Origin of the sequence: Enterococcus sp. 125944 (assembly GCF_051909435.1) — a bacterium.
GTDB lineage: Bacteria > Bacillota > Bacilli > Lactobacillales > Enterococcaceae > Enterococcus_D > Enterococcus_D gallinarum.
Window position 1 is genome coordinate 149,842 of the sequence record NZ_JBQASY010000002.1, and the last position, 16,241, is coordinate 166,082.

At 42.0% G+C, this 16,241-nt stretch carries 11 protein-coding genes; 10 read left to right on the plus strand and 1 reads right to left on the minus strand.

What is annotated here, in order from left to right:
• Positions 1 to 12 precede the first annotated feature (12 nt).
• The 6 genes from uvrA to whiA all read left to right on the plus strand — a co-directional run bounded on the left by uvrA (position 13) and on the right by whiA (position 8,043).
• On the plus strand, positions 13 to 2,829 hold the full coding sequence (gene uvrA, locus ACTFWY_RS03315) for an excinuclease ABC subunit UvrA (protein WP_003126412.1): 2,817 nt from the start codon (positions 13 to 15) through the stop codon (positions 2,827 to 2,829).
• Positions 2,830 to 3,128: 299 nt separating this feature from the next.
• Positions 3,129 to 4,382 (plus strand): carboxylate--amine ligase, encoded by a 1,254-nt coding sequence (locus tag ACTFWY_RS03320; protein WP_060813336.1) that lies wholly within the window; start codon positions 3,129 to 3,131, stop codon positions 4,380 to 4,382.
• Positions 4,383 to 4,385: 3 nt separating this feature from the next.
• Positions 4,386 to 5,090: an amino acid racemase gene (locus ACTFWY_RS03325; RefSeq protein WP_021149805.1), complete on the plus strand. Its 705-nt coding sequence runs from the start codon at positions 4,386 to 4,388 to the stop codon at positions 5,088 to 5,090.
• Positions 5,091 to 5,203: 113 nt separating this feature from the next.
• Positions 5,204 to 6,094, plus strand: coding sequence for an RNase adapter RapZ (gene rapZ, locus ACTFWY_RS03330; protein WP_311810613.1), 891 nt, complete (start codon positions 5,204 to 5,206; stop codon positions 6,092 to 6,094).
• The gene (locus ACTFWY_RS03335) at positions 6,091 to 7,092 is read left to right on the plus strand and encodes a gluconeogenesis factor YvcK family protein (RefSeq protein ID WP_005471344.1); all 1,002 of its coding nucleotides are present in this window, start codon (positions 6,091 to 6,093) and stop codon (positions 7,090 to 7,092) included. The genes rapZ and ACTFWY_RS03335 overlap by 4 nt, the downstream gene beginning before the upstream one ends.
• Before the next feature lie 15 nt (positions 7,093 to 7,107).
• A complete protein-coding gene (gene whiA, locus ACTFWY_RS03340) occupies positions 7,108 to 8,043 on the plus strand; it encodes a DNA-binding protein WhiA (protein WP_003126418.1) in 936 nt (311 codons plus the stop codon).
• 155 nt (positions 8,044 to 8,198) lie between these two features.
• Here whiA and ACTFWY_RS03345 read toward each other — a convergent pair whose 3' ends face one another.
• Positions 8,199 to 8,714: a DsbA family protein gene (locus ACTFWY_RS03345; protein ID WP_003126419.1), complete on the minus strand. Its 516-nt coding sequence runs from the start codon at positions 8,712 to 8,714 to the stop codon at positions 8,199 to 8,201.
• A 226-nt stretch (positions 8,715 to 8,940) separates the two neighbouring features.
• Here ACTFWY_RS03345 and nifJ point away from each other — a divergent pair, with 226 nt between their 5' ends.
• The 4 genes from nifJ (at position 8,941) to glmM (ending at position 16,190) form a co-directional block, all read left to right on the plus strand.
• On the plus strand, positions 8,941 to 12,636 hold the full coding sequence (gene nifJ, locus ACTFWY_RS03350; protein ID WP_208773982.1) for a pyruvate:ferredoxin (flavodoxin) oxidoreductase: 3,696 nt from the start codon (positions 8,941 to 8,943) through the stop codon (positions 12,634 to 12,636).
• Between the two features lie 212 nt (positions 12,637 to 12,848).
• Positions 12,849 to 13,730, plus strand: coding sequence for a diadenylate cyclase CdaA (gene cdaA, locus ACTFWY_RS03355; RefSeq protein ID WP_005471347.1), 882 nt, complete (start codon positions 12,849 to 12,851; stop codon positions 13,728 to 13,730).
• Positions 13,727 to 14,818: a CdaR family protein gene (locus ACTFWY_RS03360; protein WP_311810614.1), complete on the plus strand. Its 1,092-nt coding sequence runs from the start codon at positions 13,727 to 13,729 to the stop codon at positions 14,816 to 14,818. The genes cdaA and ACTFWY_RS03360 overlap by 4 nt, the downstream gene beginning before the upstream one ends.
• A 16-nt stretch (positions 14,819 to 14,834) precedes the next feature.
• A complete protein-coding gene (gene glmM / locus ACTFWY_RS03365; RefSeq protein WP_003126423.1) occupies positions 14,835 to 16,190 on the plus strand; it encodes a phosphoglucosamine mutase in 1,356 nt (451 codons plus the stop codon).
• Positions 16,191 to 16,241: the final 51 nt, after the last annotated feature.

Genomic DNA, 16,241 nt, shown 5'->3' on the forward strand with positions numbered 1-16,241 from the left:
GGAGACAAGAGAATGGCAAATGATAAAATCGTAATCCATGGCGCTCGCGCACACAATTTAAAGAACATTGATGTGACGATTCCTAGAGATAAACTGGTTGTTGTGACCGGTTTGTCTGGTTCAGGAAAGAGCTCTTTGGCGTTTGATACCCTTTATGCAGAAGGACAGCGGCGGTATGTGGAAAGCTTGTCTGCATATGCACGACAATTTCTAGGACAAATGGATAAGCCAGATGTGGATAGTATCGATGGACTGAGTCCAGCGATCTCCATTGATCAGAAAACGACGAGTAAGAATCCTCGCTCAACGGTCGGTACGGTGACCGAGATCAATGACTATCTGCGTTTGCTGTACGCCCGTATTGGACACCCGATCTGCCCGAATGATCATATTGAGATCACTAGTCAATCAGTGGAACAAATGGTCGACGAAGTACTGGCATTGCCAGATCGGACAAAGATCCAGTTGTTGGCACCGATCGTTTATCAAAAGAAAGGCCAGCACAAAAAAGTTTTTGAAATGATTCAACGAGAAGGGTATGTGAGGATTCGAGTAGACGGTGAAATCTATGATGTTTCTGAAGCGCCTGAACTGGAAAAAAATAAAAAACACGACATCGCCATCGTGATTGACCGGATCGTTGTCAAAGAGGGCATTCGTTCGCGATTGTTTGATTCTTTTGAAGCCGCATTACGTTTGGCAGATGGCTACGCTGTAGTAGATGTGATTGGTCAAGAAGAAATGTTGTTTAGTGAACACTATTCTTGTCCTTATTGCGGATTCACAGTAGGCGAGTTAGAACCACGTTTGTTTTCTTTCAATGCACCTTTTGGGGCTTGTCCGGATTGTGATGGATTAGGGGTAAAATTAGAAGTTGATACTGATCTAGTGATTCCTGATACTAGCAAAACGTTGCGTGAAGGTGCGATCGTTCCTTGGAATCCCATCAGTTCACAATATTATCCACAAATGCTGGAACAAGCTTGCTTGGAATTCAATATTGACATGGACACGCCTTTTGAAGAATTGCCAGAAGAACACCAAGCAATTATTTTGAATGGTTCCAATGGCGAAATGTTCCATTTTCATTATGAAAATGATTTTGGCGGTGTACGGGACGTTGAAGTACCCTTTGAAGGAATTCTTCCTAATATCAAACGTCGCTATCATGAAACCAATAGTGATTTCACCCGGGAACAAATGCGTCTGTACATGACAGAATTGACCTGTAAAACCTGTCATGGCTACCGGCTAAACCCGCAAGCATTATCCGTCAAAGTGAATGGCAAGCATATTGGTGAACTTAGTGAGATGGCAATTAACAACGCCTTATCATTTGTCGAAAAATTAACGCTCTCTGAACAAGAAAAGATGATCGCAAAACCGATCGTCAAAGAAGTGGATGACCGGTTAAGCTTTTTGCGCAATGTGGGATTGGATTATTTGACTTTAAGTCGGGCTTCTGGCACTTTGTCCGGGGGCGAAGCTCAACGTATTCGCTTAGCGACACAAATTGGTTCCAATCTTTCTGGTGTGCTTTATATCTTGGATGAACCTTCGATCGGTCTTCATCAGAGAGACAATGACCGCTTATTGGATTCATTGCGTAAAATGAGAGATCTTGGCAATACATTGATTGTGGTCGAACATGATGAAGACACCATGCGTTCTGCCGATTATTTGATTGATGTGGGTCCGGGAGCTGGACATGCTGGCGGCGAGATCGTTGCAGCAGGGACCCCAGAGGAAGTTGCGGCTAATGAACATTCGCTGACTGGACAATATCTTTCAGGAAAACGGGAGATTCCAACGCCGGCAGAACGTCGAGCAGGAAATGGACAGTCCATTCGCTTGACTGGAGCAGCTGAGAACAACTTGAAAAATGTCAGCGTTGATTTCCCTCTTGGAAAGTTTATTGCTGTGACTGGGGTATCTGGTTCGGGAAAATCAACATTAGTGAATGAAATTTTGAAAAAAGCTTTAGCACAAAAAATCAACCGCAATTCGAACAAACCGGGAAAATATAAGAAACTAACCGGATATGAAGCAATCGAAAAGCTAATCGACATTGACCAAAGTCCCATCGGGCGAACCCCTCGAAGTAATCCGGCAACTTATACAAGTGTTTTTGACGACATTCGTGATTTGTTTGCAAAAACCAATGAAGCCAAAGTCCGCGGTTATAAAAAAGGTCGCTTCAGCTTTAATGTCCGCGGCGGTCGCTGTGAGGCATGTAAAGGAGATGGGATCATCAAGATCGAGATGCATTTCTTGCCGGATGTCTATGTTCCTTGTGAGGTTTGCCACGGCAAACGATACAATTCAGAAACCCTCGAAGTGCATTACAAAGGGAAGAATATAGCAGAGATCCTTGAGATGACGGTCGAAGATGCTGTCGAATTCTTCAAACATATTCCTAAGATCCATCGAAAATTACAAACGATCGTTGATGTAGGTTTAGGGTATGTCACGATGGGGCAACCGGCAACCACTTTATCAGGTGGGGAAGCACAGCGAATGAAACTTGCCAGTGAACTCCACAAAAATTCTCACGGAAAAAGCTTCTATATATTAGATGAACCTACAACTGGTTTGCATACGGATGATATTGCTCGTTTATTGAAAGTCTTGGAGCGTTTTGTTGATGCAGGGAATACAGTTCTAGTGATCGAGCATAATCTTGATGTGATCAAATCAGCAGATCATGTGATTGATTTAGGTCCAGAAGGCGGCGAGGGCGGAGGAACGATCCTTGCAACTGGTACACCTGAAGAGATAGCAGCAGTTCCTGAAAGCTATACCGGAAAATACCTCAAGAAAGTCTTATGAGAGAGGTAGGATAAAGGCGGAGATAAAGGGGATTTTAGCAAAATTTAATATTTACTGTAATAATTCTGCAAATTCTCAAATAACTCTTGTAATGCACCGTTTATTTGTTAAAATAGCAATAGGTAAATGTCTATTCGTAACAGAATAAACGACCTATAAGTTCTATCCGTTCAAAGAAGAGGAAGGCAATCAGAGGTACATACTTTGATTGCTTTTTTCTTTATGGTATTATAGGTCTGTTGTAACAAAGTAAATAGGTAAAAATCTAAATTTATATATGCAAAAGAGAGAGTGGTTTTATGAATCCGGAAAAATTCGTTCCTATTTTGTTAGGAAGCGATATGAATGTCTATGGTATGGCAAGAGCCTTTCACGAAGCATATGGCATCCAGTCAATTGCTTATGCTGGGACACAGCTTGCCCCCACCCGCTATAGCAAAATCGTCAAGGTCAATCAAGTAGCAGGATTTGATCATGATCCTGGTTTTTTAGATACATTGATTGATTTGGCAAAAACCACTTATAACGATCCCTCTATGACTTATTTGTTGATTCCTTGCGGGGATGGTTATGCTGAATTGTTAGCGAAACATAAAGCAGATTTAGCGTCATATTACACATTTATTGCGAATGATTATTCTTTGTTGAAACGATTGATCAATAAAGTGAGTTTCTATGAAGTGTGTGAAGAGTTTGGCTTACCTTATCCAAAAACTTTTATTTTGACACCAGATCTATTAGAGGATGGCCGCTTTACTCAAGAACTGCCATTTGAGTTTCCCGTGGCATTGAAACCGGCAAATAGTGTCGCCTGGTTATCTGTTGATTTCGAAGGACGGAAGAAAGCCTTTATTATTGAAGATCGTGCCGAGTTCGATAAAATTGTTGAGCGGATTTATCAAGCTGGCTATAATTACGAGATGATCGTGCAAGATTTTATTCCAGGGGATGACAGCAATATGCGTGTGCTGAATGCCTATGTTGACAAAGACCATAATGTACGAGTGATGGCATTGGGTCATCCACTTTTAGAAGATCCAACTCCTGGAGCAGTCGGCAATTACGTGGTTATTCTGCCGGATGAAAACCAACAAATCTATCAAATGATTTCGACGTTCTTAAAACAAATTCAATATGTTGGCTTTGCCAATTTTGATTTGAAATATGATAGCCGAGATGGGCAATACAAATTATTTGAAATCAATCTTCGTCAGGGGAGAAGTAGCTTTTTCATCACATTAAGTGGATTGAATCTTGCTAAATTTCTGACAGAAGACTTAGTATTTGATGTGCCTTTCCAAGAAACTGTTTATGGGAAAGCAGATGCTCCAACAGCGAAGCTTTGGTTGGGTGTACCGAAAAACATCTTTTTGGATTATGCCAATGAAAATGAAGAAAAAGAACGGGCTAAAAAGCTGCTAGCCGAAAATCGCTGGGGGACTACCGTTTTTTATGACAAAGATCTCTCCATCAAACGTTGGATTCTACTAAAAAGAATGTTCTATCTTTACAACAAACGATTTAAACTGCATTTCCATTCGAAAGAAGGCTAGTCTATGGAAAACTTCTTTAGTATCTTAGGTGGAATGGGAACGATGGCGACTGAAAGTTTTGTACGAATCTTGAACCGTCGAACCGTTGCTCATAAAGACCAAGATTATTTGAACTATGTGTTATTCAATCATGCGACAGTGCCAGATCGCACTGCGTATATCTTGAACAACGATTTAGAAGATCCTGTTCCTTATTTGCTTGATGACATCGCTAAACAGAACTTATTACAGCCAAATTTTATTGTACTGACATGTAATACTGCGCATTATTTCTTTGATCAGTTGCAAGAAGCCACACCGATTCCTCTACTTCACATGCCGCGGGAAGCTGCTAAATCTTTGCAAAAAGAAGGTGTTACCGGGAAAGTGGCCTTTTTAGGAACAGAAGGTAGTATCAAGGCTGGGATTTATGAAGCCGAGTTACGTGCTTGTGGCTTTGATGTCTACTTGCCTGAGCCGCAATTACAACAAAAAGTAAATACATTGATTTATGATCGGATCAAAGAATCTGATACATTAGACCAAGATCTTTATTTTGAGATCTTAGAAGAAGTAACGCATAAAATTGGTTGTGAGAAAGCTGTCCTAGGCTGTACCGAACTTTCATTGATGGAAGAATTCACGGAAAATAATCCTTATCCGGTAGTCGATGCGCAATCGATTTTAGTCGATCGAACAATTGAAAAAGCGTTAACTTATCGAAATTGAGCGAGGCATTGACATGGGAGTCAACTCTCATGTTGATGCTTTTTTTGTGCGGTAGTGTTTAAATGATACGCCCGGCATGATATACTGTTAATGAGTGAGGAAGGAGTTTTACGATGACAGAAGTAGATAATTTAGAACTAGTGATCATCACTGGTATGAGTGGAGCAGGAAAAACCGTTGCTATTCAAAGTTTTGAGGACATGGGCTATTTTTGTATTGACAACATGCCGCCGAGTTTAATTCCTAAATTCTGGGAATTGATCAAAGAGTCAGGGAAAGTGACCAAAATTGCATTGGTCGTTGATTTGCGTTCGCGTTCCTTTTTTGAAGAAATCCAAAGCATGCTGATCGATATCGAGAATACTCGATTCATCGATACAAAAATATTGTTCTTAGATGCTACAGACAATGAGTTGGTTTCTCGTTATAAAGAGACACGCAGAGCCCATCCCCTTGCGATGGACGGCTTAATAACGGAAGGGATCCGTAAAGAGCGTGCGATCTTGGAAGACTTGAAGACAAAAGCGAATATCGTGATCGACACGACAACTTTAACACCAAGACAGCTGCGAGAAAAGATCAATCAAGAATTTCGTTCTTCCCATGAACATGGATTTCGGGTGGAAGTTGTTTCCTTTGGCTTCAAATACGGATTGCCTATCGATGCGGATATCGTGATGGACGTGCGATTCTTACCAAACCCACATTATATACCCGAATTGCGTCCGCTAACGGGAAAAGATAAAACCGTATATGACTATGTCATGTCTTTTCCAGAAACTGAAGAGTTTTATCAGCAATTTGAGACATTGCTTGAAACTATAATGCCTGGGTATATCAAAGAAGGAAAAAGCAGTTTGACGGTCGCAATTGGTTGTACGGGCGGACAACATCGTTCGGTCGCTTTATCTGAACGGATCAGCGCTGCTTTAGCAAAAAATTACAAAGTCAATGTGACCCATCGTGACAAAGATAAGCGCAAAGAGACGGTGAATCGATCATGAAAATGAAAACCTATCGAATCCGTAAACCTAAGATCGTTGTCATTGGGGGCGGAACTGGCCTGCCGGTCATTTTAAAAAGTTTGCGGAATCAAGGTGTTGATATCACAGCAATTGTGACGGTCGCAGATGATGGTGGCAGCAGTGGTGAGATCCGCAACCTAGTTTCGTCTATTTCGCCTCCAGGTGATTTGCGCAATGTGCTGGCTGCTTTGTCAGATATGCCGCAACTCTATAATGATATTTTTCAGTATCGGTTCAAGAAAGAAGACAAATTTCTTGCAAACCATGCCTTAGGTAATTTGATCATTGCCGCCATTGCGGAAATGCGCAACAGTACCTATGAAGCGATCCAGATACTTTCAAAAATCATGCACATTGATGGCCATGTCTATCCCTCTTCTGACCAACCTTTGATTTTGCACGCTGTTTTTAAAGACGGGACAGAAGCAGTGGGAGAATCCAAAATTGCCTTGGATCGTAAAACCATTGATCACGTGTTTGTGCGGAATCAAGATGACGAAAATGAACCCAAAGCTGCACGTAAAGTTGTGACGTCGATATTAGAAGCTGATATGATCGTATTAGGACCGGGTAGCTTGTTTACGAGTATCTTGCCGAATTTGATGATCAGTGAGATCGGACAGGCGTTGCTAGAAACGGCAGCGGAGACTGTTTACATCTGCAATATCATGACGCAAAAAGGGGAAACAGAACACTTTACTGATGCAGATCATGTTCGAGTTTTGCATCAACATTTAGGGAAGTCTTTTATTGATACCGTGTTAGTCAATACAGAGAAGGTCCCAGAAGGCTATATGGATCCAGAAATCTACGATGAATACCTTGTCCAAGTGAAACATGACTTCCAAGGACTGCGGAATGAAAGTTGTCGCGTGGTTTCAGCGGATTTCTTAGAGTTACGTGATGGCGGTGTCTTTCATGACGGTGATAAAGTGATCGATGAATTACTGCGGATCGTCTACGGTGCCAAAATCTAGAAAGGAGGCGACGCTATGTCCTTTGCAGCAGAAGTCAAAAAGGAACTGACATCACTAGAAGTACATCGGGAACATGCAAAAGCAGAATTAGCTGCTTTGATACGAATGAATGGATCGTTAAGTATTAATAACCAGCAGTTCGTTCTCAATGTGCAAACAGAAAATGCTGCCATTGCTCGGCGGATTTATTCCTTATTGAAAGATCACTACAATGTCCGAAGTGAGCTGTTGGTTCGTAGAAAAATGAAGTTGAAAAAGAACAATGTTTACATCGTTCGCTTAAAACAAGAGACCAAACGTGTATTGCTAGATTTAGATATTATGGATGGATTGATGTTTCATAGTCATGTATCGGATGAAATTATGGGGAATGCCCAAAAAATGCGTTCCTATTTACGGGGGGCATTTATGGCATCAGGTTCAGTCAACAATCCAGAGACCAGCCGCTATCATTTGGAAATCTATTCGATCTATGAAGAGCACAATCAAGATATCTGCGATATGTTGAACTATTATGGATTGAATGCGCGAGCCCTTGAACGACGAAATGGCTTTATTTCTTATTTAAAGGGCGCAGAAAAAATTGCCGATTTTCTCACATTGATCGGCGCGACCAATTCGATGCTCAAGTTTGAAGATGTTCGGATTGTCCGCGACATGCGCAATTCAGTCAATCGTTTGGTGAATTGTGAAACAGCAAATATGAACAAGACCATCGATGCAGCTTCCAAACAGATTGACAATATTGAATTTATTCAACAACGGGTGGGGCTGGGAGCTCTTCCAGAGAAGCTGCAGGAAATTGCCGAATTGCGATTGGAACATCCTGAAGTCAGCTTGAAGGAGTTGGGAGAGATGATTCCTTCTGGAGCGATCTCCAAATCAGGCATCAACCATCGAATCCGTAAAATCAATGAATTTGCGGATCGTTTGCGAGATAAAGTCAGTTAAACTAACCTGTGCCACAGGTCATAACAAGACAACAGTTGAAGGGATAGAATGAAGCTAAAACGGCTAAGTATCAAGTAGTTTTGGCTTCGTTGGACCGCACGTGCGAGTCGATTATCCTTCAAGAGTGGGTTGCTGTTAGAACTGTGGCACAGGTTTTATTCATTGATCAATTGTGTCAACTCATCCGCTGAGATTGATTCATCGAAAATGTGACTGCCTACGATAACGGTCGGCACAAATTGAATATTTGCTTTTCGGGCTTCTTCCACGATTTCACCAGCATACGTGGAATGGTTATGTTCGGTTAATCCTAGCTGGTTTTGCGCAAATTCTGCAACCTCCTCTAAAGTTAAATGTCCCCATTGATCTTGTGTTTGATAGATTTTAGTAATATCTGCGATCGTTTGAGCAGGATTATCCGTTGCTACAAACCGATGCATCACATTTCCCCGTTGAAGAGACTCTTTTTCTTTATCGAATAATTTGATTACTCGTTGAACTTTTCCCGCAGCAACAGCTTCGGTTAGGATCGGCAATGACTCTTCAAACCATTTGCGGCAATAAGGACAACGAAGATTCATGAATTCAATGATTGGCTTAGCATTTTCATCACCAATCTTGATTCCAGTAGTCGTATTTGTTTCTTTAGCTTTGATAATTGAAATATCCATGTTTCATCCTCCTTTTTTTTAAGTTTAACAGAATTTCAACTAGAAAGAAAAGGAGAAACAACCAAATGAAATTTGTGAAAAAATCTTAGATTAGATAGAAACTGTATCGTTTGCTCTTTCACTAAATCGCTGCTATTTTGATTTGCAGTATTTATTCAAGTAGATTTTTCAGCTATAATGGATTGTGTGAGAATGCTCAAAATGGAAGATAAAGGAAGTTAGAGAGATGCGCAAGAAAAAAACAATGGACGGAAATACAGCGGCAGCCTACATTTCTTATGCTTTTACAGAATTAGCCGCAATCTATCCTATTACCCCTAGTTCAACAATGGCGGAATTGGTAGATCAATGGTCCGCCAGCGGAAAGAAAAATATTTTTGGACAACCAGTGAAAGTGGTTGAAATGCAGTCAGAAGCCGGAGCAGCTGGTGTAGTACATGGTTCATTAAAGACTGGGGCTTTAACGACGACTTATACAGCTTCGCAAGGATTGCTGTTGATGATTCCAAATATGTACAAAATCGCGGGAGAACGTTTGCCTGGCGTATTTCACGTTGCCAGCCGAGCAGTCACTACGAATGCATTGAATATTTTTGGTGACCATACAGACGTGATGGCGGCTCGCCAAACAGGCTTTGCGATGTTGGCGGAAAGCAGTGTTCAAGAAGTTATGGATCTTGCACCTGTGGCTCATTTAGCGGCGATTGAAAGTGGGATTCCCTTTCTGAATTTCTTTGATGGTTTTCGAACCAGCCATGAAATCCAGAAGATTGATGTACTTGAATACAGTGAATTGGCTCAATTGATTGATCAAGAAAAATTAGCAGCTTTTCGCGAAAAGGCAATGAATCCAAACCATCCAACGGTTAGCGGAACGAATCAAAACCCCGATATTCATTTTCAACAGCGAGAAACGGTCAATGCCCATTACGATGCGTTACCGGCAACAATTCGCAAATACATGAAAGCCATTAATGATTTGCGCGGAACCAACTATGATTTGGTCGATTATTATGGCTGTGCTGATGCGGAAGAAGTAATTGTAACAATGGGTTCTTCGGCTCAGACTGTACAACAGACGGTGGATCATTTGCTCAAACAAGGAAGAAAAGTCGGGGTCTTGACAATTCATTTGTATCGACCATTTCCATTAGAAGTCTTTTTGGAAAAACTTCCATCAACGGTCAAAGCAATTGCCGTTTTAGACCGTAGCAAGGAGCCGGGAGCAAACGGCGAGTCTCTGCTTTTAGATGTCCAAAGTGCCCTTTATGATGCAGCGATCCGGCCAGCTGTCATTGGTGGTCGCTATGGATTGGGTTCAAAAGATGTAACGCCAGATCAAATCGTTGCTGTATACGAAGAACTGACGAAACCAAAAAGTGAGCAAAAAAGACGGTTTACGATTGGGATCATGGATGATGTTACCCATCTCTCGTTGAACACGGAAGCTACTTTGGACTTGACCAATCCCAATACATTTCAGGCGAAATTTTGGGGATTTGGCTCCGATGGAACCGTGGGTGCCAATAAATCAGCGATCAAAATTATTGGCGATCACACAGATAAGTATGTTCAAGGTTATTTTTATTATGATTCCAAAAAATCAGGAGGATTAACAGTCTCCCATTTGCGTTTCGGAGACACACCGATCCGCTCGACTTATTTGATCGAGCATGCTGACTTTGTCGCATGCCATACCCCAGCGTATCTGCATACATATGATTTGCTGAAGGGGCTAAAAAAAGGCGGTACCTTCCTACTAAATACCACCTGGAATGAGCAACAAATTGCAACTAGTCTTCCTAAACACATCAAGCGTTACATTGCAGAAAATGACATCCGTTTTTATACCATCAATGCCATGCAATTAGCGATGGAGACTGGGCTCGGCAGACGCATCAACACGGCAATGGAAACTGCCTTTTTCTATTTGTCTGATATTATGCCTTTCGACGAGGTTCTGCCGATTTTAAAAGCGGAGGTATTAAAGAATTACGGACATAAGTCCATGGAAATTGTCGAAAAAAACTATTTAGCGATTGATCGGACCCTTGAATTGCTTTGCGAGATTCAAGTGCCAGCTGAATGGGCCTTCATTGATGTGCCTGAACGGAAATCAACTGCAACATCCCGTTATGTTCGGGAGATCGTTGAGCCAATCAATCGACAGGAAGGCAATCAATTATCAGTGGGGACGCTCGTTCGGAATCAAATGACGGAAGGAGCGATGCCTCTAGGGACCACTGCAGTGGAAAAACGAGGGATTGCTTTAGAAGTGCCAGAATGGTTATCCGACCGTTGTACGATGTGCAATGAATGTGCATTTGTTTGTCCGCATGCAGCGATTCGACCTTTCTTAGTGGATGAAGATGAACTGACAGAGGCACCAGAAGGGTTTATTGTTCGAGAAATGCGAGGAAAAGATGGTCAGAAGTATCGAATCCAAGTTTCAATCGAAGATTGTACTGGCTGCGGGCTTTGTGTTGAAGCGTGTCCCGCAAAGGACAAAGCTTTGGTCATGCGCTCTTATGAAAGCCAAAAAGAGCAAGCAATGAATTGGGCCTTTGCTATGACACTACGTCAGAAAGAGAATCCGGCAAAACCGGGTACCGTAATGGGCACCCAATTCAATAAACCGCTTCTAGAATTTTCAGGAGCCTGTGCAGGATGTGGCGAAACTCCGTATGTCAAACTGTTGACTCAAATGTTCGGGGACCGCATGATGATCGCAAATGCCACCGGCTGCTCATCGATTTGGGGCGGCGCTGCTCCGGTGTCTCCTTATACGACCAACGACCAAGGGCAGGGACCGGCATGGTCCAATTCACTATTTGAAGACAATGCCGAATTTGGTTATGGGATGTTTCTAGCAAATCAAACACGAAGAGAAGCCTTAGCAGCAAAAATGCAGGCAGCCTTAGTCACTGTTCCGATAGATCTACAAGGGATTATGCAAGACTGGATCGATCATCGGGAAGAAAGTGCAGGAAGCCAACAGAGGGCGGCAAAATTACAGGCTGCTTTACAGCAAGAAATTCATCAACAGCCAAGTTTGCAAGCGATTCTTGACGACAGCGACTTGTTTGTTAAGCCAAGTCAATGGATGATTGGTGGCGATGGTTGGGCTTACGATATCGGATTTGGCGGAATCGATCATGTCTTGGCCTCAGGCGCGGATGTAAATATTCTGGTTTTAGATAATGAAGTCTATTCAAATACTGGCGGGCAAGTCTCTAAAGCAACCCCAACTTCAGCGATTGCTAAGTTTGCAGCTAGTGGGAAATATGTGTCGAAAAAAGATTTAGGGATGATGGCTATGACATATGGTCATGTATACGTGGCGCAAATTGCTTCCGGAGCCAATCAAATGCAGACGATCAAAGCTTTCGAAGAAGCGGAGAAATTCCCTGGACCATCTCTGATCATTGCTTATACACCATGCATCACCCATGGATTAGCAGGTGGCATGAGACAATCCATCAAAGAAGCAAAAGAAGCAGTAGCTTCCGGTTATTGGTCTCTATACCGTTACAACCCATTAATGACTGAAAAAGGTAAGCCAGCAATGACACTAGACTATAAAAAACCTGATTTTTCGTTGATGCCAACGTTTATGAAAACACAGGTTCGTTTTTCAGCCTTAGATGCAGCTAACCCAAGTGCTGCAAGTGCATTATTCACAAAAACAGTCTTGGATGCCAAAAACCGTTTCTATAATTATGCGCGTCTTGCTGGGCAAGAAGAAAAGATTCGAGCAAAATTAGAAAAAGAGACATTGTCTGAAGCAGAACCTCAATCGGTGGAAAAACAAGGAGAATCTGTTAGAACTAAACAGCGTAGATCAGTCTCTGATCCTGAAGTCGAAGCAGCTCGCGCGGCAAGAAGAGCTGCCAGAGCGCAGCGGAGAAAAAAATCAGAATAGACAAGTGTCACAGCTCTAGCCAGTATCTGGCAGAGCTGTTTTTTTTAAGCTCCATTACGTAAAGATCAACCGTGTTATCCAATAATCGAGAGTCCAGAAAAAAGTGAGATTTTTTTTGGAAAAATGAGATAAATTTGCTTTTTTTCAACGTGTTAAAAGAAGTCCTATGTTATACTATTATTTGAAGTCTTAAGAATAAAGGAAGGCTGTTTATGTCGATGAATTTCAGTGATTTTTTTAATTTTGATTATTGGAGAGAAGTTTTCTCGTTTAATATATTTTCTATTTCGTTTTTAATCAATGTTTTGGATGTTTTAGTTGTCTGGTATGTGGTCTACAAATTGATTCAGTTAGTCAGAGGGACCAAGGCGATCCAGCTATTCAAAGGGGTCGGGCTGTTTATCGTCTTACGTTTTTTAGCGGGTTTGATTGGTTTGAGAACTCTCTCATGGCTGATGGATCAAGTAATCACCTATGGGGTGATCGCTGCTATTGTCATTTTTCAACCGGAGATTCGGCGAGGTTTGGAACATTTAGGTCGGAGTTCGCTATTCAAGACCTCTAAGTCTGAAAAGCACGAAGACGAAGTGATGGTCCAATCTTTAGATAAAGCGATCCAGTATATGGCGAAACGCAAAATAGGTGCCTTGATTACAATTGAGCGAACTACCGGTTTGGAAGAGTATGTCGAAACTGGGATTGCCTTGGATGCCGATATTACCGGAGAACTATTGATCAATATTTTTATTCCCAACACACCTTTGCACGACGGAGCAGTCATTATACGAGACGGCAAAATTGCGGTTTCGAGTGCGTATCTGCCCCTTTCAGAAAGCTTGTTGATTCCTAAAGAATTCGGGACTAGGCATCGGGCGGCAGTGGGGGTGTCAGAAGTCAGTGATGCTTTGACGATCGTTGTGTCTGAAGAAACTGGGGATGTCAGTATCACTATGAACAACCAATTGTTATCTGGGTTATCTCGAGAACAATACTTGGATATTTTGAATCGAGAGCTTGTGCCTGAAGAAAAAACAGCAAAACGTAATCTACTGCAATCTTTCCTTGACGGTGTGAACAAAGGGGGAAGAAAATGATTAAGAAAGAACGCCAACGAAATATTTTTTATGGTATACTAGCGCTGTTCTTTAGTTTGGTGTTGTTTTTTATTGCTAGTGGTTCCACACTGCAAGTCAATCTATCCGGCTCTACTAGTGGTTATGAAGAACATCTTAGCAATGTTCCCATCCAAACGACATATGATACAGATAGCTATTTTATCCAAGGGTATGAAACCACCGTGAATGTCACCTTGAAAAGTCGAAATCGTATCCAGTTGAATGCAGAAAAAAATGATGAGACACGAAACTTTCGCGTGATGGCGGATCTTTCTGAATTAGGGGAAGGAACGCATGAAGTTCCTTTAGAAGTTCAGAATTTGAGTTCGGGTGTAACAGCTGAAATCGAGCCGAAGACCATCACAGTGACTATTGAAAAGAAAGTAACAAAAACATTTACTGTTGAACCAGTCATATCGGGCGCAGATTTAAAAGAAGGGTATTCTATCGCTTCTCTAGAGGCAGATCCTCAGAAAGTAGCGATCACAACGGGTGATCGCACCTTAAATGATATCGATCGTGTGGTGGCTGTCATTGATCCTAATGAGATCGGAACGTCCTCTTCAACAGTCAAAGGAACGATACAAGCGTGGGATACCGCTAAAAATGCATTAGCAATTTTGCCAGATCCCGAAACAGTTAACGTAACGGTAACATTAGAAGCCCCGACAAAACAAGTGGAATTATTCGTCACCCAGCAAGGAACAGTTCCTAACGGCATCTCCCATTTTATCTATAGAATGAGTGCAATCAGCGGAACGATTTCTGGTAGCCAGACTATTTTAGATACATTAGATCAAATTGGCGTACCAATCGATATTTCAAGAATCACCTCAACTGTTGAGCGAACTGTTGAAGTGCCAGTGCCAGATGGTGTGACGATTGATCCTAAAGTAGTGACGATCCAAGTGACACCTGTTTTCCAATCAACGGAAACGAATGGTCAAACTGGCAACGAGTCATCTGCCGAATCTCGATCAGATGAAACTAGTGAATCATCTAGTGAAGAAAACCGTGATTCAGAAAGCGAAACAACTGTTACAACTTCAGATGAGAGTAAAGAATAAGAGAGGGTAATACATTATGGGAAAATATTTTGGTACAGATGGTGTTCGTGGAGAAGCAAATAAGGAACTTACACCAGAATTAGCATTTAAACTTGGCCGCTATGGCGGATATGTATTGAGTCAACACGAAACAGACGATCGTCGACCTCGCGTCTTAGTTGGGCGAGACACACGAATCTCTGGTCAGTTATTAGAAAATGCACTGATCGCTGGTTTGCTATCTGTGGGAATCGAAGTGTTTCAACTAGGCGTCATCTCAACGCCGGGTGTGGCTTATCTGACACGGGTCCAAAAAGCTAGTGCTGGAGTAATGATCTCAGCATCACATAATCCAGCACAAGACAACGGAATTAAATTCTTCGGTAATGATGGCTTCAAATTGGTGGACGAACAAGAAGCGGAGATCGAAGCTTTATTAGATGCTGCAGAAGATACGTTACCACGGCCGTCAGCTGAAGGTTTAGGAACCGTTGATGAATTTCCAGAAGGTCTTTTGAAGTATTCCCAATTTCTCCGTCAAACGATCCCGGGTGATCTAGAGGGCATCACCGTCTGTGTAGATGCAGCCAATGGGGCGACTGCTACAAGTGTCAATCGGTTGTTTGCAGACTTAGAAACTGATTTTTATACCATGGGAACTTCGCCAAATGGTTTGAACATCAATGATGGTGTTGGTTCCACTCATCCTGAGAAATTAGCAGAGTTCGTTGTCGAAAAAGGGGCCGATGTTGGACTAGCCTTTGATGGAGACGGTGATCGGGTGATCGCTATTGATGAACAAGGTAATATTGTTGACGGCGATAAGATCATGTACATTTGTGCAAAATACTTAGCTGAACAAAAACGTTTGAAACAAGATACCATCGTTACAACTGTGATGAGCAATTTAGGTTTTCATAAAGCTGTTGAAGCCATTGGTTTGAAAGATGTGATTACTCAAGTGGGTGATCGCTACGTTGTAGAAGAAATGCGCAAAAATGACTACAACTTTGGCGGGGAACAGTCCGGACACATGATCTTCTTAGACTTCAATACGACAGGGGATGGAATGCTGTCTGGTATCCAGTTATTGAATATCATGAAGCAGACTGGGAAAAAACTTTCTGAGCTGGCAGGGGAAGTTACGATCTATCCGCAAAAATTAGTTAATATTCGTGTGACAGATAAAAATGGCGCGATGGATGTACCGGCAATCCGAAAAATCGTCGAAGAAACAGAAGCAGAAATGAATGGGGAAGGTAGAATCTTAGTACGTCCTTCTGGAACAGAGCCACTATTGCGCGTGATGGCTGAGGCACCAACAACAGAAAAAGTAGATTACTATGTCGATAAAATCGCAGCTGTCGTACGGGAAGAAATCGGTGCGGAATAAATGAGATCAAAAACCAACGAAAGTCGTTTTCGTTGGTTTTTTTATCTTGTG

Excerpts from the sequence above, each read along its gene's own strand:
- uvrA (WP_003126412.1), top strand. The coding sequence starts at position 13 with ATGGCAAATGATAAAATCGTAATCCATGGCGCTCGCGCACACAATTTA.
- ACTFWY_RS03360 (WP_311810614.1), top strand. The coding sequence starts at position 13,727 with ATGATTAAGAAAGAACGCCAACGAAATATTTTTTATGGTATACTAGCG.
- whiA (WP_003126418.1), top strand. The coding sequence starts at position 7,108 with ATGTCCTTTGCAGCAGAAGTCAAAAAGGAACTGACATCACTAGAAGTA.
- ACTFWY_RS03320 (WP_060813336.1), top strand. The coding sequence starts at position 3,129 with ATGAATCCGGAAAAATTCGTTCCTATTTTGTTAGGAAGCGATATGAAT.
- glmM (WP_003126423.1), top strand. The coding sequence starts at position 14,835 with ATGGGAAAATATTTTGGTACAGATGGTGTTCGTGGAGAAGCAAATAAG.
- ACTFWY_RS03335 (WP_005471344.1), top strand. The coding sequence starts at position 6,091 with ATGAAAATGAAAACCTATCGAATCCGTAAACCTAAGATCGTTGTCATT.
- ACTFWY_RS03325 (WP_021149805.1), top strand. The coding sequence starts at position 4,386 with ATGGAAAACTTCTTTAGTATCTTAGGTGGAATGGGAACGATGGCGACT.
- nifJ (WP_208773982.1), top strand. The coding sequence starts at position 8,941 with ATGCGCAAGAAAAAAACAATGGACGGAAATACAGCGGCAGCCTACATT.
- ACTFWY_RS03345 (WP_003126419.1), bottom strand. The coding sequence starts at position 8,714 with ATGGATATTTCAATTATCAAAGCTAAAGAAACAAATACGACTACTGGA.
- rapZ (WP_311810613.1), top strand. The coding sequence starts at position 5,204 with ATGACAGAAGTAGATAATTTAGAACTAGTGATCATCACTGGTATGAGT.
- cdaA (WP_005471347.1), top strand. The coding sequence starts at position 12,849 with ATGTCGATGAATTTCAGTGATTTTTTTAATTTTGATTATTGGAGAGAA.